Source organism: Streptomyces sp. NPDC017940, assembly GCF_044328435.1.
In the GTDB taxonomy this organism is placed as follows: Bacteria; Actinomycetota; Actinomycetes; order Streptomycetales; family Streptomycetaceae; genus Streptomyces.
Genome location: NZ_JBIRHJ010000003.1, coordinates 551,118 through 571,066 on the forward strand (window position 1 = coordinate 551,118; position 19,949 = coordinate 571,066).

19 protein-coding genes are annotated in these 19,949 nt (G+C 71.5%); 8 read left to right on the forward strand and 11 right to left on the reverse strand.

Features of this window, described 5'->3' with window-relative positions; genetic code table 11:
* Positions 1-140 precede the first annotated feature (140 nt).
* The 5 genes from afsQ1 to ACH4DX_RS12550 all read left to right on the forward strand — a co-directional run bounded on the left by afsQ1 (position 141) and on the right by ACH4DX_RS12550 (position 3,983).
* Complete coding sequence (afsQ1, locus tag ACH4DX_RS12530) at positions 141-818, forward strand: two-component system response regulator AfsQ1 (RefSeq protein ID WP_030779097.1); 678 nt, start codon at positions 141-143, stop codon at positions 816-818.
* On the forward strand, positions 815-2,422 hold the full coding sequence (locus ACH4DX_RS12535; protein WP_398122063.1) for an ATP-binding protein: 1,608 nt from the start codon (positions 815-817) through the stop codon (positions 2,420-2,422). The genes afsQ1 and ACH4DX_RS12535 overlap by 4 nt, the downstream gene beginning before the upstream one ends.
* Entirely contained in the window at positions 2,419-3,027 is a 609-nt protein-coding gene (locus ACH4DX_RS12540; protein WP_398155033.1) for a hypothetical protein, read from the forward strand. The genes ACH4DX_RS12535 and ACH4DX_RS12540 overlap by 4 nt, the downstream gene beginning before the upstream one ends.
* A gap of 139 nt (positions 3,028-3,166) precedes the next feature.
* Complete coding sequence (locus ACH4DX_RS12545; protein WP_398155034.1) at positions 3,167-3,676, forward strand: VanZ family protein; 510 nt, start codon at positions 3,167-3,169, stop codon at positions 3,674-3,676.
* A gap of 106 nt (positions 3,677-3,782) precedes the next feature.
* A complete protein-coding gene (locus ACH4DX_RS12550; protein WP_398122060.1) occupies positions 3,783-3,983 on the forward strand; it encodes a PspC domain-containing protein in 201 nt (66 codons plus the stop codon).
* Between the two features lie 109 nt (positions 3,984-4,092).
* On the opposite strand, the gene ACH4DX_RS12555 is transcribed toward ACH4DX_RS12550, so the two are convergent.
* Complete coding sequence (locus ACH4DX_RS12555) at positions 4,093-4,590, reverse strand: ATP-binding protein (RefSeq protein WP_398155035.1); 498 nt, start codon at positions 4,588-4,590, stop codon at positions 4,093-4,095.
* 132 nt (positions 4,591-4,722) lie between these two features.
* Entirely contained in the window at positions 4,723-5,916 is a 1,194-nt protein-coding gene (locus tag ACH4DX_RS12560) for an adenosine deaminase (RefSeq protein WP_398155036.1), read from the reverse strand.
* 102 nt (positions 5,917-6,018) lie between these two features.
* Between ACH4DX_RS12560 and ACH4DX_RS12565 the strand changes: the two genes are divergently transcribed.
* Both ACH4DX_RS12565 and ACH4DX_RS12570 read left to right on the forward strand, forming a co-directional pair.
* Positions 6,019-6,780, forward strand: a complete 762-nt coding sequence (locus ACH4DX_RS12565) for an alpha/beta hydrolase (protein ID WP_398122057.1) — start codon at positions 6,019-6,021, stop codon at positions 6,778-6,780.
* 399 nt (positions 6,781-7,179) lie between these two features.
* Positions 7,180-7,512, forward strand: a complete 333-nt coding sequence (locus tag ACH4DX_RS12570; RefSeq protein ID WP_398155037.1) for an STAS domain-containing protein — start codon at positions 7,180-7,182, stop codon at positions 7,510-7,512.
* Here the strand turns inward: ACH4DX_RS12570 and ACH4DX_RS12575 are convergent.
* The gene (locus tag ACH4DX_RS12575; RefSeq protein ID WP_398122055.1) at positions 7,423-8,400 is read right to left on the reverse strand and encodes a sigma-70 family RNA polymerase sigma factor; all 978 of its coding nucleotides are present in this window, start codon (positions 8,398-8,400) and stop codon (positions 7,423-7,425) included. The genes ACH4DX_RS12570 and ACH4DX_RS12575 overlap by 90 nt on opposite strands.
* 144 nt (positions 8,401-8,544) lie before the next feature.
* The gene (locus tag ACH4DX_RS12580) at positions 8,545-9,885 is read right to left on the reverse strand and encodes an MFS transporter (RefSeq protein WP_398122054.1); all 1,341 of its coding nucleotides are present in this window, start codon (positions 9,883-9,885) and stop codon (positions 8,545-8,547) included.
* Positions 9,886-9,947: 62 nt separating this feature from the next.
* On the opposite strand from ACH4DX_RS12580, the gene ACH4DX_RS12585 reads away from it, so the two are divergent.
* The gene (locus ACH4DX_RS12585; RefSeq protein ID WP_398122053.1) at positions 9,948-10,910 is read left to right on the forward strand and encodes a LysR family transcriptional regulator; all 963 of its coding nucleotides are present in this window, start codon (positions 9,948-9,950) and stop codon (positions 10,908-10,910) included.
* A 196-nt stretch (positions 10,911-11,106) separates the two neighbouring features.
* On the opposite strand, the gene ACH4DX_RS12590 is transcribed toward ACH4DX_RS12585, so the two are convergent.
* From ACH4DX_RS12590 to ACH4DX_RS12620, 7 genes are all read right to left on the reverse strand, one after another.
* Positions 11,107-12,387, reverse strand: a complete 1,281-nt coding sequence (locus ACH4DX_RS12590) for a thymidine phosphorylase (RefSeq protein ID WP_398155038.1) — start codon at positions 12,385-12,387, stop codon at positions 11,107-11,109.
* A gap of 127 nt (positions 12,388-12,514) precedes the next feature.
* Positions 12,515-12,913 (reverse strand): cytidine deaminase, encoded by a 399-nt coding sequence (locus ACH4DX_RS12595; protein ID WP_398122051.1) that lies wholly within the window; start codon positions 12,911-12,913, stop codon positions 12,515-12,517.
* Positions 12,910-14,172 carry an ABC transporter permease gene (locus ACH4DX_RS12600; RefSeq protein ID WP_398155039.1) on the reverse strand — a complete coding sequence of 421 codons (1,263 nt, stop codon included), beginning with the start codon at positions 14,170-14,172 and terminating at the stop codon, positions 12,910-12,912. The genes ACH4DX_RS12595 and ACH4DX_RS12600 overlap by 4 nt, the downstream gene beginning before the upstream one ends.
* Positions 14,169-15,302, reverse strand: coding sequence for an ABC transporter permease (locus ACH4DX_RS12605; RefSeq protein WP_398155040.1), 1,134 nt, complete (start codon positions 15,300-15,302; stop codon positions 14,169-14,171). The genes ACH4DX_RS12600 and ACH4DX_RS12605 overlap by 4 nt, the downstream gene beginning before the upstream one ends.
* Positions 15,299-17,074 carry an ABC transporter ATP-binding protein gene (locus ACH4DX_RS12610; protein WP_398155265.1) on the reverse strand — a complete coding sequence of 592 codons (1,776 nt, stop codon included), beginning with the start codon at positions 17,072-17,074 and terminating at the stop codon, positions 15,299-15,301. Before ACH4DX_RS12610 ends, ACH4DX_RS12605 begins: the two co-directional genes overlap by 4 nt.
* Positions 17,075-17,293: 219 nt before the next feature.
* A complete protein-coding gene (locus tag ACH4DX_RS12615) occupies positions 17,294-18,346 on the reverse strand; it encodes a BMP family protein (protein WP_398122048.1) in 1,053 nt (350 codons plus the stop codon).
* 361 nt (positions 18,347-18,707) lie between these two features.
* Positions 18,708-19,775, reverse strand: coding sequence for a BMP family protein (locus ACH4DX_RS12620; protein WP_398155041.1), 1,068 nt, complete (start codon positions 19,773-19,775; stop codon positions 18,708-18,710).
* Positions 19,776-19,949 lie beyond the last annotated feature (174 nt).

Genomic DNA, 19,949 nt, shown 5'->3' on the forward strand with positions numbered 1-19,949 from the left:
TCCGCCGTCTGTCACAGGCCTGCAACAGGGCTCGTGGCGCGCCCGTGGCCCGGTGGGAGCCCCACTGACTCGTGTGGGTGCGGTGTGAGACGCGGGCCAACAGTCGAACTGGGCCCGCGCCATGGGACAGAATGACGTTCGTGCCTTCCCTGTTGCTGATCGAGGACGACGACGCCATCCGGACGGCCCTGGAGCTTTCGCTGACGCGCCAGGGCCACCGGGTGGCCACCGCTGCCACCGGCGAGGACGGTCTGAAGCTGCTCGGTGAGCAGCGTCCCGACCTGATCGTGCTGGATGTGATGCTGCCCGGCATCGACGGTTTCGAGGTGTGCCGCCGCATCCGGCGCACCGACCAGCTGCCGATCATCCTGCTGACCGCGCGCAGCGACGACATCGACGTGGTGGTCGGCCTGGAGTCCGGCGCCGACGACTACGTGGTCAAGCCCGTGCAGGGGCGGGTGCTCGACGCTCGTATCCGCGCGGTCCTGCGCCGGGGCGAGCGGGAGGCCAACGACGCCGCGACGTTCGGTTCGCTGGTGATCGACCGGGCGGCGATGACGGTGACGAAGAACGGCGAGGACCTCCAGCTGACGCCCACCGAGCTGCGGCTGCTCCTGGAGCTGAGCCGCAGGCCCGGCCAGGCCCTGTCCCGCCAGCAGCTGCTCCGCCTGGTGTGGGAGCACGACTACCTCGGTGACTCGCGGCTCGTCGACGCCTGTGTGCAGCGGCTGCGCGCGAAGGTGGAGGACGTGCCGTCCTCGCCGACGCTGATCCGTACGGTGCGTGGTGTGGGATACCGGCTGGACACGCCTCAGTGACCAAAGCGCACGACACGCTCCACGGCCTGCCCGCGGCCCGCAGGGCGATCCAGTCGGGGCTGCGCCTCACCAGCCTGCGGCTGCGTCTGGTGGTGGTCTTCGCCCTGGTGGCGCTGACCGCGGCCGTGTCCGCGTCCGGCATCGCGTACTGGCTCAACCGCGAGGCCGTCCTCACGCGCGCCCAGGACGCGGCGCTCAAGGACTTCCGGCAGCAGCTCCAGGCCCGCGCGGGCGCCCTGCCGCCCCACGCCACCCAGGACGAACTCCAGGTCGCCGCCGGTCAGATGGCGACGAGCAGCCAGCGCTACAGCGTGCTCCTGATCGGTGAGGACGCCTCGGGCAAGCGGGTGTACGGGTACTCCGACCTGGACGGCTTCACCCTCGCCAAGGTGCCGGAGGCCCTGCGGGACGCGGTCAAGAAGCAGCAGGCGGTCTCCTCCGGCAACCGGAGCCCGTACCACCTGTACTGGCAGCGCAGCACCGACGGCGGCACGCCGTACCTGGTGGGCGGGGCGAAGGTGATCGGCGGCGGCCCCACGGGCTACATGCTCAAGTCGCTCGAACCGGAGGCCAAGGACCTCAGCTCGCTCGGCTGGTCCCTGGCCATCGCCACGGCCCTCGCCCTCGTCGGCGCCGCGCTGCTCGCCCAGGCGGCCGCCACGACCGTGCTGAAGCCCGTGCACCGCCTGGGGGTCGCCGCGCGCAGGCTCGGTGAGGGCAAGCTGGACACCCGCCTGCGCGTGTCGGGCACCGACGAACTCGCGGACCTGTCCCGGACGTTCAACCGTACGGCGGAGAACCTGGAGAAGAAGGTCGCGGACATGAGCGCCCGCGACGAGGCGAGCCGCCGCTTCGTGGCGGACATGTCGCACGAGCTGCGCACCCCGCTGACCGCGATCACCGCGGTGACGGAGGTCCTGGAGGAGGAGCTGGACGCGGAGACCGGCTCCGTGGACCCGATGATCGAGCCCGCGGTGCGCCTCGTGGTCAGCGAGACCCGGCGCCTGAACGACCTGGTCGAGAATCTGATGGAGGTCACCCGCTTCGACGCGGGCACCGCGCGGCTCGTCCTGGACGACGTCGACATCGCCGACCAGATCACCGCCTGCATCGACGCCCGCGCCTGGCTCGACGCCGTCGAGCTGGACGCCGAGCGCGGCATCACCGTCCGCCTCGACCCGCGCCGCCTCGACGTCATCCTCGCCAACCTCATCGGCAACGCCCTCAAGCACGGCGGTTCCCCGGTGAAGGTGTCGGTGCGCCTGGACGGCGAGAGCCTGCTCATCGCCGTACGGGACGGCGGCCCCGGCATTCCCGAGGACGTCCTGCCGCACGTCTTCGACCGCTTCTACAAGGCCAGCGCGTCCCGGCCGCGCTCGGAGGGCAGCGGGCTCGGACTCTCCATCGCCCTGGAGAACGCCCATATCCACGGGGGTGAGATCACCGCGGCGAACTCCCCGGGCGGGGGCGCGGTGTTCACGCTGTGCCTGCCCAGGGACCCCTCGCCGCTGACGGCCGGTCCCGGGCCGGACAGCGCGGGCGACCCGGAGGCCGACGGGGGCCCGGACGGGGACCGCCCCGAGGAAGGCAGGGAGACGTCATGACCGGGCGACGGCTGCGCGCCGCGCTCGCCACCACCGTGGCCGCGGCCGCGCTCGGCGGCTGCGGCATCCGCTCCACGGAGGTGCCCACGGACTTCGGCCCCGCGCCCTCACGGGTGCCGTGCGTGGCATCGGGCTCGGGCATCTCGGCGCAGGACGGGGCCACGGGCGTACCCGTACAGATCTTCCTGGTGTGCGCGTCCCAGCTGGTGACCGTCGACCGGACGGTGCGGATCCCCACCGAGAAGGTCTCGACGGACCGGGTCCGCATCGCGCAGACGCTCCTCGACGAGCTGTCCGCGCCGCCGTCCCAGGCCGCCAAGCAGGCCGGGTACGCCACCGACGTACGCCGCGGCCTCACCGTGTCCGGGCCCCAGCGCGGTGACCCGGACGTGGCGCTGCGGCTGAGCATCCGCCCCGAGGACCTGTCGTCCCTGGCGCTCGCGCAGATCGTGTGCACCTACGCGGACGGCGCGGTCGCGGACAGCGACGGCACGGTCGTCATCGGCGGCCCGGCCGGCACCCCGCTGCTGCGCTACGAGTGCACGCAGGCGGTGCGTTCCCGGCCCGGTACGGTGCCGCCGCCGTCGCAGACGGTGGAGCGGTAGCCCCGCCCGCGAGCACGCGGGGCAGCGCCCCTTCGAGAAGCGGAAGGGGCGTTACGGAACCGATCCCGCCGCGCCCGGCGTCTTGGGGTGCGTGCGTCAAGGCTCGGGCGGGCGCGGAGCCGCCATTCGCTTTCGCGCGGTGGGAGGGATACTCCTCGCCGCGCACTTCCTGGTCGTCGCGTGGATCACGCTGCGCCCGCTGGACGTGCCCTGGGTGAGCGCGGCGAACCTGGAACCCCTCGCCGGCATCAGGGCGGACCTGGAGCGCGGCCCGGAGCAGGCGGCCCGGCAGATCGGCGGGGCGCTGCTGCTCCTTGCGCCGCTCGGGGTGCTGCTGCCGCTGGCCGGGGGGCGGCTCACCGTCTCGCCGCTGGCTTCGCTCGCGCGCACGGTCGCCGTGGGCGCGCTGCTCTCGCTGGGCATCGAGCTGTTGCAGACCGGGGTGCCGGGGCAGGTGGTCGACGTCGACTCGCTGCTGTTGAACACCCTCGGCGTCGCACTGGCACATCTGGCCGTCGTGCCCGCCGTACGGGCCAGGCTGCGGCGCAGGCGGGGCGGGGGCGGGCGGCCACCGGTTGTGGCCCGCCGCAGCCAGGAGCCCTCTCAGGGGCCGACCCCGAAGATTCCCAGGGTCGGCGTCGCCCCCTAGCCCGACGCTTTGCCCGTTTCGTGGTCCTACCTTGGGGTCAGTGGAGTCATGGGGACGGCGGCCGGGCCGCCTCCCGCCCACCGATTCGACCCGCGAAGGAGCCTCCATGTCCGCCCTTGCCCGCCCCACCGAAGGCCGCATGATCGGCGGCGTGTGCGCCGCCCTCGCCCGCCGCGTCGGCTGGTCCGCCACGACCATGCGTGTCGTGTTCGTCGTGTCCTGTCTGCTGCCGGGACCCCAGTTCCTGCTCTACATCGCGCTGTGGATCCTGCTGCCCGTCGAGAACCGGACGAAGACGGCCTGGTGACGGCGGTCGCGGTCCGGCCTGCGCCGGGCCCGTCGCGGAACGCCGACGGGGCGCTCCCCGGTGCGGGGGCGCCCCGTCGTTGGCGCGGCTGCGCCGGGCCGCGTATGCCTCAGAGGAGCGGCGTGGCTCCGAGCGCGCCCGTCGGCAGGCCCTGCGCCAGGAGCGCCTGCGTCGGCAGCGCCTTGAGGGGCAGACCGCCCGTGGGCAGGGCGTTGTTGGCCAGGACCTGCTGGACCGGGAGGCCCCCGAGGAGGCCGGAGACCGGGTCCGCGGCCGGCTGCGGAGCGGGCTTGGTGCCCTTCACCGCCTTGCCGGCGGTGCCCCCGTGTCCGCCTTCGTCGTCGGGGAGCGGCACCATCTGGTCGATGGTGGGCTGCACGGCGGTCAGGCTGGTGCCGAGCGCGCTCCGGCCGGCGGCGATCGACTCGGGCGCGCCGTCGGGCAGGGTCTCGGCGAGCTCGCCGACCGGGGCCGCCGAGGTCACCGCGGCAACGGTCCCCGCGGCATCCGGCACGGCCGAGGCCGCTTGGGCCGCACCGGCGCCCGTGGCGGCGAAGGCGGCACCGAGAGCGGCGACACCGAGGGTCTTGGCAGCAGACTGCTTCATCTTCAATGCGTCCTTGATGACGAGGGCGTTGAGCGGTGCTCGACCGTAAACACCCTCAAGGTCACCCCGCAAACATCCGAAAACGGCCGGGGTTTCGTGTCCCCGGCCGTCCCTTCGGCGTAGTCCCGCCGGTCAGGAGACGAAGGATCCGCTGGTCGAAGCGGTCTGACGGAACAGCCACTCGGACTTCAGTTCGGCATAACCGGGCTTGATGACGTCATTGATCATGGCCAGCCTTTCATCGAAAGGGATGAACGCCGACTTCATCGCATTGACGGTGAACCACTGCATGTCGTCGAGCGTGTAGCCGAAGGTGTCGACCAGGTGCGCGAACTCGCGGCTCATGCTGGTGCCCGACATCAGCCGGTTGTCGGTGTTCACCGTCGCCCGGAAGTGCAGCTTGCGCAGCAGGCCGATGGGGTGGTCCTCGTACGAGGCCGCCGCGCCCGTCTGCAAATTGGAGCTGGGGCACAGTTCGAGCGGGATGCGCTTGTCGCGTACGTACGACGCGAGCCTGCCGAGCTGGACCGTGCCGTCGTCGCCGACCTCGATGTCGTCGATGATGCGCACGCCGTGGCCGAGCCGGTCGGCGCCGCACCACTGGAGCGCCTGCCAGATCGAGGGCAGGCCGAAGGCCTCACCGGCGTGGATGGTGAAGTGGTTGTTCTCCCGCTTCAGGTACTCGAAGGCGTCGAGGTGGCGGGTGGGAGGGAAGCCCGCCTCCGCGCCCGCGATGTCGAAGCCGACGACGCCCAGGTCTCGGTAGCGGTTGGCGAGTTCGGCGATCTCCAGGGCGCGGGCGGCGTGCCGCATGGCGGTGAGCAGCGCGCCCACGCGGATGCGGTGGCCGTTCTCCCTGGCCCGGCGCTCGCCCTCGCGGAAGCCGTCGTTCACGGCCTCGACGACCTCTTCGAGGGTGAGTCCCGCCTCCAGGTGCTGCTCGGGGGCGTAGCGGATCTCGGCGTAGACGACGCCGTCCTCGGCCAGGTCCTCGGCGCACTCGGCGGCGACGCGGAAGAGGGCGTCGCGGGTCTGCATGACGGCGCAGGTGTGGGCGAAGGTCTCCAGGTACCGCTCCAGGGAGCCCGAGTCGGCCGCCTCGCGGAACCAGACGCCGAGCTTGTCGGGGTCGGTCTCGGGCAGGCCCGCATAGCCGTTCTCCCGGGCCAGGTCGACGATGGTGCCGGGGCGCAGGCCGCCGTCGAGGTGGTCGTGGAGGAGGACCTTCGGGGCGCGCCGGATCTGCTCCGGTCCGGGGGTGCCGGGGTGACTCGCGCGGCTCGTGGGGCCGCCCGCTGCGCTGATCTTGCTGGTCTGGCTCGTCATCTCGGCACTGTAGCGCCTACGCGCGTAGATCTCACTGGTCGATACGTAACAGTGACCCTGCGGACAGGTGGCACTCACCCTGACTTCTGACACTGTTCTGCCATGGCACAGCAAGCGACGTCCCGTCCCGTGCGTACGGCCAGGCTCGGGCGTGTGGTGGGCACGCGCCCCTCGACGGTGAGCGCGGTGGCGCTCCTGTTGCCCGGCGGCCACGAGACCTCCGCCCGCAAGCCCTCCCTGCTCGCCACCGCGGCGGTGCGTTCGCTCGGGCGCGGGCTCGCCCGGGCGGGCCGGGACGACGGGCTCGCGGTGCACACCGTGCACTACCGCGTGGGCGGCTGGAACGGCGCGGAGGCGCAGCTCGCGCGGGACGCCCAGTGGGCGGCCGACGAGGTCGTGCGCCGCTACGGGGACGTGCCGGTGTGCTTGGCCGGGGTCGACATGGGCGGGCGTGCCGCGTTGCGGGCCGCCGGTCACACCGCGGTCGAGTCCGTGGTGGCCCTTGCCCCTTGGCTGCCCGAGGAGGACGTGGCCGCGCCGCCCGAGCCCGTCAAGCAGCTCGTGGGGCGGCGGGTGCTTGTGGTGCACGGCACCAATGACGAGCGGACCGATCCCGAGTTGTCCTTCCGGCTCGCCGCGCGGGCGAAGAAGGTGAACCGGGACGTGTGCCGGTTCGAGGTGCACTCCGATGGGCACCGGCTCAGTCAGCACCATGCGGAGGTGCTGGCCCTCGCGGCGAACTTCGTCCAGGGGTCGTTGTTCGGGCATCCGCTGGCGCGGCCGGTGGAGGACGCGTTGGCTGCGCCGCCTCCGCTGGGGTTGCGCATGCCGCTGGCCGCGGGGTTCGGTAAGTCTCTGCGCTGAGGCCGCGGTCCCCTGCCGGGGTTGTGTTTCCGTGTGGGGCGGGGCTGCGTCCCTGCGGGGGCGGGTGACTTGCCGTCGATCGGCCTGCGGCCTCGTCCTCAAACGCCGGACGGGCTGGATGTGGACCGGCACCATCAGGACCGTCGGCCTGCGGCCTCGTCCTCAAACGCCGGACGGGCTGGATGTGGACCGGCACCGTCGGGACGGTCGGCCTGCGGCCTCGTCCCCCGGGCGGTGTGTCGCCCTCGGGGGTCGGCAGGGCGTGGCGGCTGCGGTGTGGCGCGGGGGCGCGGGTGAGGGGGCGGGGGGAAAGGGTGGGGGGCACCGATGAGTTCCGGGTGTGGGCGGGGTCCCCCTGGTGTGGCTGTCTCCGAAGTGCATGCGCCGAATGTCCTGGTCGTGACGGGGCCCGTCCGCAAGGACGACATTCCCCGGCTCGTCGCCGACCTGTGCGCCGCCGCGCGCGCACCCGGCACCGGCGAGGTGATCTGCGACGTCGGCGGGATCACCACCGCCGACCTCGGCACCGTGGAGGCCGTGGCGCGGCTGCGGCTGGCCGCCCGCGGGGCGGGGGTGGGGCTGCGGTTGCGGGACCCCACCCCGGCCCTGTGGGCACTGCTCGGACTCGTCGGCCTCGCGGAGCTATGCGTCGAGGTGGAGCGGCACCCCGAAGAGCGGGAACCACCGCTGGGTGTCGAGGAAGCAGTGGAATCCGGCGACCCGGCCCGCTGAGATCTCGATGACCTGGATCGCCCAGGGCGCGTAGCCACCCTTGTCCGGGTCGGGCTTGTACTGCGCGAAGCCCGGGGTGCCGTTGACCGCGACCGGAAGGAGGCGGGAGCCCTCGCAGGCCGCGCCGATGGTCGACATGAAGCCCGTGATGTCCTGCGGGCCGCGCAGCCACAGGTCGAAGGGGGGCATCGTCATCACGGCGTCCTCGTGAAGGAGGGCCGTGAGGGCCGCCATGTCATAGCCCTCGAAGGCCTTGACGTAGCGGTCGAGGAGCTTCTGCTGCTCGTCGTCGAGCGGGTCGGAGGTCGCCGTGTCGTCGGCGGGGCGCTCGGCGAGGGTGGCGCGGGCGCGCTGGAGGGCGCTGTTGACCGAGGCGACCGTCGTACCGAGCAGGTCGGCGACCTCGCTCGCCCTCCACGCGAGGACCTCGCGCAGGATGAGCACCGCACGCTGCTTGGCGGGCAATTGCTGGAGGGCGGCGACGAAGGCGAGGCGCACGGACTCCTTGGCGACGGCGGCCTCGGCGGGGTCGGCGACCGTGGGCAGGACCCGGCCGTCCGGTATCGGCTCGAGCCAGACGTTGTCCGCTCGGGGGGTGAGGGCCGCCTGCGCCAGGGGGGTCGAGGCGGTGAGGTCCATGGGGCGGGCGCGGCGGTTGCCCGCGTTCAGCATGTCCAGGCAGACGTTCGTCGCGATGCGGTACAGCCAGGAGCGGAGGCTGGAGCGGCCCTCGAACTTGTCGAAGCTGCGCCAGGCGCGGACCATCGTGTCCTGCACGGCGTCCTCCGCCTCGAAGGCGGAGCCCAGCATCCGATAGCAGTAACCCGTCAGCTCGGTGCGGTGCTTCTCCAGGCTCGCGTCCAGTTCCACCGTCGCGCTGTCACTCATCCCAACCCACCCCTGTGCCTCTGCGTGCCCATGTGCGCCCGTGTCGTAGCGGCTGCGGAAGTTCCCAGCACCTCGGAAGCTACCGCAGCCCACTGACAATGGCCTGCGGAGCGGTGAAAAGGGCAGTTCAGCGGGTCAGTTGTGTTAAGCGGTGCGCGCCGGGAGCCGTTCCGCGCGCGCCGCGCGGCTCCCGTACAGCGTGATCGACACGACGCCGACGACGGCGAGGACGCCGAGGCCGACCGTGCCGCCCCAGCCGCCCGCGTGGAAGGCCATGGCGCCGAGCGTGCCGCCCGCGCTGGAACCCACGTAGTAGGCGGACTGGTAGAGCGCGGAGGCCTGGGCGCGACCGGTGGTGGCCGTGCGGCTCACCGACGAGGACGCGACCGCGTGGCCCGCGAAGAAGCCCGCCGTGATCAGGACCAGGCCGAGCAGGACCGTCGCCAGGGAGTCGGACAGGGACAGGAGCAGGCCGCCCGCAGTGGTGCTCACGGCCAGATAGAGGGCGCCGCGCCTGCCGAGCCGGTGCACGAGCCTGCCGGCGGCGGCCGAGGACGCCGTACCGACGAGGTAGACCAGGAAGATCGAGCCGATGACGCCCTGCGGGAGGGAGAAGGGCGCCTCGGTGAGGCGGTAGCCGATCACCGTGTAGACCGCGCCGAAGACGGTCATGAACAGCGCGCCGATGGCGTAGAGACGGCACAGGAGCGGGTTCGACAGGTGGGAACGGACGGTGCGGCCGAGGGACTTGGGGCTGAGGGTGCCCGGTGTGAAGTGGCGCGGGGCGGGCAGCAGCGCGCGGAAGGCGAGTGCGCAGACGAGCGCGAGCAGGCCGACCACGCCGACGGCCCAGCGCCAGCCCCAGGCCTGCGCGGCCCAGCCGGTGACGATGCGGCCGCTCATGCCGCCGATGGAGTTGCCCGCGACGAACATGCCGATCGCGGCCACCAGCGCCTTGGGGCGCACCTCCTCCGCGAGGTAGGCCATCGCGGACGCCGGGAGGCCCGCGAGTGCGGCGCCCTGCACGGCGCGCAGCACGATGAGCGCCCCCACCGACGGCGCGAACGGTACGAGCAGGCCCACCGCGACGGCGACGCCCAGCGAGGCCGTCATCAGCGTCCGGCGCCCGTACCGCTCCGACAGGGCGCTCAGCGGGAGCACGAACAGGGCGAGCGCGCCGGTCGCGGCGGACACCGTCCAGCTGGCCGTGGACGCGCTCGCGCCGAGGTCGGCGGAGAGCAGCGGGAGCAGGGCCTGGGTGGAGTACAGGAGCGCGAAGGCGGCCATGCCCGCGAGGAACAGGGCGAAGCTCATCCGGCGGAAGCCTGGGCCTCCCGGTGCCGTGCGCGTGTCGTGAAGCGTGTCGTGACGCGTGTCGTGGGCGGCAGCGGATGCGGTGGACGTGGCGGTGGGACGGGGATCGGGGGACGACGGAGTGAGGGCGACCGCGTGGCTCGCGGTCGCCCCGCTACTGGCAGGAGGCATGCCACGAACGTACGGCCATGATTCTCATGCGTCCAATGCATGGAATCGCCATAATCGTTCCCATGCAGCATCAGCAGAGGCCAGAAGCTCGCCTGTCGCGGAACAGTGACACGCAGGACACAGATCACATCGTGCGGCTGCTCGCGCCGCGGCTCGCGTACTTCGCCGGGGTGGCCCGTACCGAGCACGTCACGCGGGCCGCGCGGGAGTTGGGGGTGCCGCAGTCGACGCTCTCGCGCGCCCTCGTCAGGCTCGAAGGGGACCTGGGCGTCGACCTGTTCGCCCGGCACGGCCGCACGGTGTCGCTGACGCCCGCGGGCCGCACCTTCCTCGCGTCGGCCGAGCGGGCGCTCGCGGAGGTGGGGCGGGCCGCGGAGTCCGTCCGGGCCGACGCGGACCCGGCCACGGGGAAGGTGGCGTTCGGCTTTCTGCACACCATGGGGTCCGAGACCGTCCCCGGTCTCATCCGCGCCTTCCGCGTGGATCACCCCCGGGTCCGGTTCAGCCTCGTGCAGAACTACGGCGAGGCCATGCTCGAACGGCTGCGGGCCGGGGACCTCGACCTGTGTCTGACGTCCCCGGTCCCGGACGCGCCCGGCCTCGTCGCCCGGCGCCTCGACGAGCAGCGGCTGCGCCTCGTCGTCCCCGACGACCACCGCCTCGCCACCCGCAAGCGCGTGCGGCTCGCCGAGGCCGCCGAGGAGGCGTTCGTGACGCTGGAGCCCGGGTACGGGCTGCGGCGCATCACCGACGACCTGTGCGCCGAGGCGGGGTTCAGGCCGCGCGTCGCCTTCGAGGGCGAGGAGGCGGAGACGCTGCGCGGGCTCGTGGCGGCGGGGCTCGGGGTGGCGCTGCTGCCGCCGCCCGCCGTCGCCCGGCCCGGCGTCGTCGAACTCACCGTCACCGGGCAGCGGGCCGTACGGGAGATCGGCGTCGCCTGGCTGGAGGGGCACCCGGACACGGCCCCGGTGGCGGCGTTCAAGAAGTTCCTGCTGGGGCGGCGGGGGCGGTTGCTGCCGGAGTGAACTTCGCCCCCCAACCGCCCCTTCAGAAAAACCGTGGGGCCGTGCCCCCTGGACCCCCGAGGACCTGGACCCCTACGGTCCGGACCCCGCCCCGGACCCGGACCGCCGCCGATCGCGCTCCGCGCTCGTCCTCAAACGCCGGACGGGCTGGAATCTCCCGGGCTGGGCCGAGCCTCTGCCGGGAGGGGGCGTGCGGTCACGGGGAGACGCGCTCCAGGACGATCGGACGGGGCGTGAACTCCGTGCCGGCCGGGGAGACGTCGTACGCGGACTCAAGGGACTTCAGGGCGTACGCGAACCGCTCGGGGGTGTCCGTGTGCAGGGTGAGCAGCGGCGCCCCCGCCTCGACGGAGTCGCCCGGCTTGGCGTGGAGTTCGACGCCGGCGCCCGCCTGCACGGGGTCCTCCTTGCGGGCCCGCCCCGCGCCGAGGCGCCACGCGGCGACGCCGACGTCGTACGCGTCCAGGCGGGTCAGGACCCCGGACGAGGGGGCCGTGACGACATGGGTCTCGCGGGCCACGGGCAGCGCCGCGTCCGGGTCGCCGCCCTGGGCGGTGATCATCCGGCGCCAGACGTCCATCGCGGAGCCGTCCGCGAGGGCCTTCGCGGGGTCGGCGTCCGGCAGGCCCGCGGCGGCGAGCATCTCGCGGGCGAGGGCCAGGGTCAGGTCGACGACGTCGGCGGGGCCGCCGCCCGCCAGGACCTCGACGGACTCGCGGACCTCAAGGGCGTTGCCCGCGGTCAGGCCGAGCGGCGTCGACATGTCCGTGAGCAGGGCGACCGTGCGGACGCCGTGGTCGGTGCCGAGGCCCACCATGGTGGCGGCCAGCTCACGCGCGTCGTCGAGGGTCTTCATGAACGCGCCGGTGCCGACCTTCACGTCCAGGACCAGGGAACCCGTACCCTCGGCGATCTTCTTGGACATGATGGAGGACGCGATGAGGGGGATCGCCTCGACCGTTCCCGTCACGTCGCGCAGGGCGTAGAGCTTCTTGTCGGCGGGGGCGAGGCCGTCGCCCGCCGCGCAGATGACGGAGCCCGCGCCGTTCAGGACGGCCAGCATCTCCTCGTTGGACAGCAGGGCGCGCCAGCCGGGGATCGACTCCAGCTTGTCCAGGGTGCCGCCGGTGTGGCCGAGGCCGCGCCCGGAGAGCTGCGGGACGGCCGCGCCGCAGGCCGCCACCAGGGGCGCGAGCGGAAGCGTGATCTTGTCACCGACGCCGCCCGTGGAGTGCTTGTCGGCGGTGGGGCGGGCGAGGGACGAGAAGTCCATGCGCTCGCCGGAAGCGATCATCGCCGCCGTCCAGGTGGCGATCTCGCGGCGGTCCATGCCGTTGAGGAGGATCGCCATCGCCAGGGCCGACATCTGCTCGTCGGCCACGGCTCCGCGGGTGTAGGCGTCGATGACCCAGTCGATCTGCTCGTCGCTCAGCTCGCCCCGGTCCCGCTTCGTACGGATGACGGAGATGACGTCCATGGCAGAGATCCCTTCATGCGGTGGCGGTCGTCAGTGACCGGCCTGCGTCGCTCGCGACTCTACGCGCATAGAGCGAGGGGACGGGCAAGGCCCCCGCCAACACGGCGGGGGCCTTGGCCGGTTGGGGTCAGTTCAGGTGCTCGGGCCCGAACGCGTCCGGCAGCATGTCGCCGAGTGACCGCACCCCCGACGACGTCTCCAGGAGGAGGGCCGCACCCCCGAACTCGTACAGGAGCTGACGGCAGCGACCGCACGGCATCAGGATGTCGCCCTTGCCGTCGACGCAGGTGAAGTGCGTCAGACGGCCGCCGCCGGTGAGCCGGAGCTGGGAGACGAGGCCGCACTCGGCGCACAGGCCGAGGCCGTAGGAGGCGTTCTCGACGTTGCAGCCGGTGACGGTGCGGCCGTCGTCGACGCGGGCCGCGGCGCCGACCGGGAAGTTCGAGTAGGGCGCGTACGCACGGGACATGGCCTCGCGCGCGGCATCCCGCAGCTCGTCCCAGTCGACCTCCGCGGCTGTGCTCATTTCCCTTGTCCCTTCCGGTACGGCATCCCGTCCGCCTTCGGCATCCGCAGCCGCTGGGCGGAGAGCGAGAGCACGAGGAGCGTGACGACGTACGGCGTCGCCGTCACGACCTGGTTCGGCACCTCGTCGGTGAGGGCGTACCAGAGGAACGTCAGCGCCGAGACCGCCGCGGTGATCACCGCGGGGACATAGCGCTTGCGCCAGATCAGGTAGACCGCACCGATGACGAGAAGGATGGCGATGAGAAGCAGCAGGGCGTGGACATTGGTGCCGCCGCCCCGCAGTTTCAGGCTGTCGGTGTAACCGAACAGACCGGCACCGAGCGCGAGGCCGCCGGGCATCCAGTTGCCGAAGATCATGGCGGCGAGGCCGATGTAGCCGCGGTTGCCGGTCTGGCCCTCCAGATAGATGTTGGAGGCCACCAGGGACAGGAACGCGCCGCCGAGGCCCGCGAGGCCGCCGGAGATCATGACCGCCAGGTACTTGTACTTGTAGACGTTGACGCCGAGCGACTCCGCCGCGATCGGGTTCTCGCCGCAGGAGCGCAGCCGCAGGCCGAAGGCGGTGCGCCACAGGACGAACCAGCTCAGCGGCACCATCGCGACGGCGATGAGGGTGAGCGGGGAGACGTCGGTGAGCAGCCCGCCGAGCAGGCCAGCGAGGTCGGAGACCAGGAACCAGTGCTTGTCGTTGAGGTCCTGGAGCCAGTCGGAGAAGCCGGGGACCGAGAACTTGCCGAGCGATTCGACGCCCGGCGACTGCTTCGACGTGCCGCCCTCCTCGCCCTCGAAGGCGAAGGTGGACAGGTAGCGCGTGGTGCCGAGGGCCAGGATGTTCAGGGCCACACCGGAGACGATGTGGTTGACGTTGAAGGTGACTGTGACGATCGCGTGCAGCAGACCGCCGAGCGCGCCGCCGAGGACACCGAAGACGATGCCCACCCACGGCCCCCACTGGAAGCCCGCCCAGGCGCCGAACCAGGTGCCGAGGATCATCATGCCCTCGAGGCCGATGTTGACCACGCCCGCGCGCTCGGCCCACAGTCCGCCGAGACCGGCGAGGCCGATCGGCACGGCAAGGCGCAGGGCGCCGGACACCTGGCCGGTGGAGGTGATGCCGTGGGCGTCGGTGATCAGGCGGACCACGGAGGTCAGTACGAGGACGCCCGCGATGATCAGGAGCAGGACGGGCAGCGAGACGCGGCGGCGGCCCGGGGCGGGCTCGGCCTGCGCGGCCTTGGTGACGGTTGCCGTACTCATCGGGCAGCCACCTCCTTCACGGAGTCGTTGTTGCCGTTGCTCTTGCCGGCGCGCGCCGCGGCGGCGAGTTCCTCACCGACCCGCTGCTGCTGGCGGCTCAGGCCCCAGCGGCGTACGGCCTCGTAGGAGACGACGACCGCGATCACGATCAGGCCCTGCATGATGACCGCGATCTCCTTGTCGTACCCCTTGTAGTCGAGCGCCTGGGACGCCTTGACGAGGAAGGCCCACAGCAGCGAGGCGAGGGCGATGCCGACCGGGTTGTTGCGGCCGAGCAGGGCGATGCCGATACCGGTGAAGCCGAGTCCGGTCGGGAAGCTCAGGCTGTACGTGTGGACGTCGCCGAGCAGGATCGGCATGCCCGCGAGGCCCGCGACCGCGCCGGAGACGAGCATGGCGGTGAACATCATGCGCTTGGCGTCGACACCGGAGGCCGCGGCGGCGGACGGTGACGCGCCGGTGGCGCGCAGGTCGAAGCCGAAGCGGGTGCGGTTGAGGACCAGCCAGTACAGGACGCCCGCGAGCGCGGCGACGATGACGAAGCCGTAGATCTCGCCGGACTCCCCCATGTCGATGCCGGGGAACCAGCCGGACTCGTGCATGACACCGGTGGTGTTGTTGTTGCCGACGGGGACGCCGAAGTTCTCGTCGAGCGTGAGGTAGGCGATGACGCTCGTCGCGATGGCGTTCAGCATGATCGTCGAGACGACCTCGCTGACACCCCGGGTGGTCTTCAGGATGCCCGCGATGCCCGCCCAGAAGGCGCCGGTGAGCATGGCGACCACGATGAGGAGCGGGATCTGGAGCCCGGCGGGCAGCGAGACGTGGGCGCCGACGACGGCGGTGACCATCGCGGCGAGCCGGTACTGGCCGTCCACCCCGATGTTGAACAGGTTCATCCGGAACCCGACGGCGACGGCGAGCGCCGCCAGGTAGTACATCCCGGCCTCGTTGATGATGAGCACCTGGACGTCGGAGAACGTCGCCTGCTCGAACATCAGGCTGTACGGCTCGACCGGGCTCTTGCCGGAGGCGACCAGGACGACCGAGGTCAGCACCATGGCCGCGACGAGCGCGATGACCGGTCCCGCCACCGCGAGGAGCAGGCGCTCCTTGTCGAACTTCTTCATCGGGCCTCGTCCTCCGGGGCGGCTTCTTCTCGTACGTCGACGGCGTTCCCGGCGGCCTCGCCGGAATCCTCGACGGCGTTCCCTGCGGCCTCGCCGGTGTCCTCGACGGCGTTCCCTGCGGCCTCGCCGGTGTCCTCGTCGACGTGTTCCAGGTGGCCGGACGCCGCGCCCGTCATCGCCGAGCCGAGCTCCTCCGGTGTGACCGAGGCGGGGTCGGCGTCCGCGACCAGACGGCCCCGGTAGATCACCCGCAGGGTGTCGGAGAGGCCGATCAGCTCGTCCAGGTCGGCGGAGATCAGGAGCACCGCGAGGCCTTCGCGGCGCGCCGCGCGGATCTGGTCCCAGATCTGCGCCTGCGCGCCGACGTCCACGCCGCGCGTGGGGTGGGCGGCGATGAGGAAGCGCGGCTTGTGGCTCATCTCGCGGCCGACGATCAGCTTCTGCTGGTTGCCGCCGGACAGCGAGGCCGCGGTGACGTCGATGCCGGGGGTGCGGACGTCGTACTCCTCGACGATGCGCCGGGTGTCGGCCTGCGCGCCCTTGATGTCGAGGAGGAAGCCGCCCTTGCCGCGCGAGTTGGGCCGCTCGGTGACATGGCCGAGGATGCGGTTCTCCCAGAGGGGGGACTCCAGGAGCAGGCCGTGGCGGTGCCTGTCCTCGGGGATGTAGCCGATGCCGTCCTCGCGGCGGCTGCGGGTCGACCGGTCGGTGATGTCCTCGCCCGCCATCCGGATGGCGCCGGAGTCGGCGTGCTTGAGGCCGATGAGGGCGTCGATGAGTTCGGTCTGGCCGTTGCCCTCCACGCCCGCGAGGCCGAGGACCTCGCCCTCGTGGATGGTGAAGGAGATGTCGTCGAGCACAGCCCGGCCCGAGCCGCCATCGGCGAGCAGCTTGAGGCCGTCGACCTCGATCATCGGCCGGTCGGTGACCGTCGACTCGGCGGTCTCCGGCGTCGGCAGCTCGCTGCCCACCATCAGCTCGGCGAGCTGGCGCGGGGTGGTCTCGGAGGGGATCGCGGTGCCCACCGTCGTACCGCGCCGGATGACGGTGATGTCGTCGGCCACGGAGAGGACCTCGCCCAGCTTGTGCGAGATGAAGATGACGGACAGGCCCTCGGACTTGAGCTCGCGCAGGTTGTCGAAGAGCGCGTCGACCTCCTGCGGCACCAGGACGGCGGTCGGCTCGTCGAGGATGAGGGTGGTGGCGCCGCGGTAGAGGACCTTGAGGATCTCCACGCGCTGGCGGTCGGCGACGCCGAGGTCCTCGACGTAGGCGTCGGGCCGCACGCCGAGGCCGTAGCGGTCGGAGATCTCGGTGATCCGGCGGCGGGCCCTGGCACCGATGCCGTGCGGCTTCTCGCTGCCGAGCACGATGTTCTCCAGGACCGTCAGCTGGTCGGCCAGCATGAAGTGCTGGTGGACCATGCCGATGCCGAGCGCGATGGCGTCGGCGGGGCTGGTGAAGGACACCTGGGTCCCGTCGACGGCGATGGTGCCCTCGTCCGGCTTCTGCATGCCGTAGAGGATCTTCATCAGGGTCGACTTGCCGGCGCCGTTCTCGCCGACGAGGGCGTGCACGGTGCCCTTGCGGACGCTCAGATGGATGTCGTGGTTGGCCACGACACCGGGGAACCGCTTGGTGATGCCGCTGAGTTCGACGGCGCAGGCCGTCGTGCGGTCGGTGGGCGGAGGGCTGGTGGACGCGTCGATGGCGCACTCTCCTCGGACACTGAAGGAAAGGGGCCCGCGCCGCACCCGCGGTGTGGCCCTGATCTTTTCGGCTGGGGGGTGGGGAGTCGGTCCCCGGGGTCTTTCGGCTGCGGGCCCGGGAGTCGCTCTCCGGGAGGGGTGAATCGTTCCCCGGGAGGGGTGGCTCGTTCCCCGGGGAGGTGCTCGCGGGGTCGGCCGCGGGAGCGGGGCGCCTCGGCCGCGCGAACGGGGCGCGAGGAAGCTTCCCTCCTCACACCCCGTTCCGCGGCCGTGGAGCCGCCGTCACAGCGTCGTCTTGACCTTGATCTTTCCGCTGGTGATGCCCTGCTCGGCCTTCTTCAGGTCGGCCTGCAAGTCCTTCATCTTCAGGAACTCGGGGTTGGAGTCGGCGAGGCCGACACCGCCGGACTTGAGGTCCGCGCGCACGATGCCGCCCTTGGCCTTGTCATCCTGGACCGCCTTCACCAGGTTGTACACCGCTCCGGCGACGTCCTTGGTGGCCGAAGTGAGGATGTGCTTCTTGTACTTGGCGAGGGCCGCCTGCTTGTACTGGTCGGAGTCGACACCGATCGCCCACACCTTCTTGGCGGCGGCGGCCTCGATGACGCCCTGACCGGAGAGGCCCGCCGCGTGGTAGACCACGTCGGCGCCGCCCTCGATCTGGCCGCTGGCCGCCTCCTTGCCCTTGTCCGGGCTGGAGAAGCCGCCGTCCTCGGGCTTGTCGGCGAGGTACTGGCGCTTGATCTTGACCGACTTGTCGGTGGCCTGCACGCCCTGGACGAAGCCCGCCTCGAACTTGCGGATCAGCGTGTTGTCGACACCGCCGACGAAGCCGACGGTCTTGGACTTGGTGGCCCTGGCGGCGGCGACACCGGCCAGGTACGAGGACTGCTCCTCGTTGAAGACCAGGTCGGAGACGTTCTTGGCGTCGATGGTGGCGTCGTCGACGATGCCGAAGGTGGTGTCGGGGTTCTTGGCCGCGACCTCCTTGACGGCGGGCGCGTAGGCGAAGCCGACGCCGATCACCGGGTTGTAGCCCTGCTTGGCCAGCTCGGTGAGGCGCTGGATCTTGTCGGCGTCGGACTCGCCGTCGGTCGGCTCGACGGCCTTCTTGCCGACCTTCAGCTCCTTGGCGGCCTTGTTCATGCCGGCGGTCGCGGCGTCGTTGAAGGACTGGTCGCCCTCGCCGCCGATGTCGTACGCGAGGGCGACGCCCTTGCTCTTTCCGTCGTCGCTCTTGGCGGCGTCGCTTGAGGTACCGCCACAGGCGGACACGGACACGGCGAGGGCGGCGGTCGCGACAGACGCGAACGCGATTCGGGACACCCGGCGCATAGAGACGAACTCCTTATGTACAAGGACGTGAGTACGTACGCGACTCGTCGACCTGGGGACACGTGCTGTGCCGCATACGTGCAGTGCGCCTCACCCGGCGCTGATTTCGCCGCAGCGTAACGCGCGTAGACCTGACATAAGAACCCTTCTGTCCGCTCCGTTATCGACCTGTGGCCACCAGGCGTCGCCCGGGGGACACCCGGGCGACGCGGCCCTCGCGCGGGCCCGGGCGAGCCGGCTCAACGGGTTATACGTACGACTCCCGAGAGGCCACTCGCAGCGTTATACGTACGACTTCGCCGACCGCCCCTCGGCCCTCGACCCTCCGCCCCGTCCTCGATCGCCGGTCGGGCTTGTGGGCTCACGGACGCGCGGAGACCTTCACCTTTCCGCTCACGACGTCCCGCTTGGCCTGCTCGACGGCGGCGACGACATCCTTCATCTCGCGGTACGCGGGGTTGGAGTCCGAGAACCCCACCCGCCCCGACCGGAGGTCGTACCGCTGGGTGCCGGTCATCGGCTTGCCCTTGACAACGGACTCGGTGAGGTCGTGGACGGCGCCGCCGACGTCCTTCAGGGCCGAGCCGAGGATGTACTCGCGGTATTTGGCGAGGGCCTTCTGCTTGTACTGGTCGGAGTCGACGCCGATCGCCCACTTCCGCTGCGAGCCCGCTTCCTGGATCACGCCCTGCCCGGAGAGCCCGGCCGCGTGGTAGAGCACGTCGGCGCCCGCTTCGAGCTGTCCGCTCGCGGCGTCCTGGCCCTTGTCGGGGCTGGCGAACCCGCCCTCCTCCGGTTTCTCCGTCAGATAGCGCTTCTCGATCTTGATCTTCGGGTCGACGGACTTCACGCCCTGGACGAACCCGGCCTCGAATTTATGGATGATCGGAATGTCCACGCCGCCGATGAAGCCGACGTGACGGGCCTTGGTGGCCTTCGCAGCGGCGACTCCGGCGAGATAGGAACCCTGTTCCTCGTGGAATACGAGATCGGCGACGTTGCCGGCCTTGACGGTGTTGTCGTCGACGATGCCGAAGGTGGTGTCCGGGTACTTCTTCGCCACTTCCTGGATGGCGGGCGCGTAGATGAACCCGACACCGATCACGGGGTCGTAGCCCTGCCGGGCGAGCTGTTCGATGCGCTGCACCTTGTCGGCGTTCGACTCGCCGTCGCCCGGCTCCATGTCGACGCCGCCGATCTTGAAGTCCTTGCGGGCCCGCTCGTAGCCGGTGTACGCGGCGTCGTTGAACGACTGGTCGCCCTGCCCGCCGATGTCGTACGCGAGCCCGATGCCCTTGCCGTCGTAGCTGCCGGAACTGCCGCTGCCCTTGCCGCCGTTGTCGTCGTCCTTGGCGGCGTCGCTGCTGGTCTCGCCGCACGCGGTGGCCAGGAGAGCGAGGGCGGCCACCGCCACGAACAGGCGGGCCACTGGTTTCTCTGGACGTACTGGAAGCACTTGACGCACCCCTTACGTTCCCCAACGCGCCGTCGTGGGCGCTGATTTCGGCGCACATTAACGCGCGTAGAAAGGGAGGGGAACGGGTCCGGCGGCGGCCGTTATCGATTCGTGGCGGATCACGGAGGGCGGTATCGCGCCCGCCCG

Coding starts and splice junctions, on each gene's coding strand:
- ACH4DX_RS12600 (WP_398155039.1), bottom strand. CDS start 14,172: ATGAGTACGGCAACCGTCACCAAGGCCGCGCAGGCCGAGCCCGCCCCG.
- ACH4DX_RS12550 (WP_398122060.1), top strand. CDS start 3,783: ATGTCCGCCCTTGCCCGCCCCACCGAAGGCCGCATGATCGGCGGCGTG.
- ACH4DX_RS12605 (WP_398155040.1), bottom strand. CDS start 15,302: ATGAAGAAGTTCGACAAGGAGCGCCTGCTCCTCGCGGTGGCGGGACCG.
- ACH4DX_RS12540 (WP_398155033.1), top strand. CDS start 2,419: ATGACCGGGCGACGGCTGCGCGCCGCGCTCGCCACCACCGTGGCCGCG.
- ACH4DX_RS12585 (WP_398122053.1), top strand. CDS start 9,948: ATGCAGCATCAGCAGAGGCCAGAAGCTCGCCTGTCGCGGAACAGTGAC.
- ACH4DX_RS12575 (WP_398122055.1), bottom strand. CDS start 8,400: ATGAGTGACAGCGCGACGGTGGAACTGGACGCGAGCCTGGAGAAGCAC.
- ACH4DX_RS12560 (WP_398155036.1), bottom strand. CDS start 5,916: ATGACGAGCCAGACCAGCAAGATCAGCGCAGCGGGCGGCCCCACGAGC.
- ACH4DX_RS12590 (WP_398155038.1), bottom strand. CDS start 12,387: ATGGACGTCATCTCCGTCATCCGTACGAAGCGGGACCGGGGCGAGCTG.
- ACH4DX_RS12565 (WP_398122057.1), top strand. CDS start 6,019: ATGGCACAGCAAGCGACGTCCCGTCCCGTGCGTACGGCCAGGCTCGGG.
- ACH4DX_RS12595 (WP_398122051.1), bottom strand. CDS start 12,913: ATGAGCACAGCCGCGGAGGTCGACTGGGACGAGCTGCGGGATGCCGCG.
- ACH4DX_RS12555 (WP_398155035.1), bottom strand. CDS start 4,590: ATGAAGCAGTCTGCTGCCAAGACCCTCGGTGTCGCCGCTCTCGGTGCC.
- ACH4DX_RS12615 (WP_398122048.1), bottom strand. CDS start 18,346: ATGCGCCGGGTGTCCCGAATCGCGTTCGCGTCTGTCGCGACCGCCGCC.
- ACH4DX_RS12580 (WP_398122054.1), bottom strand. CDS start 9,885: ATGCCTCCTGCCAGTAGCGGGGCGACCGCGAGCCACGCGGTCGCCCTC.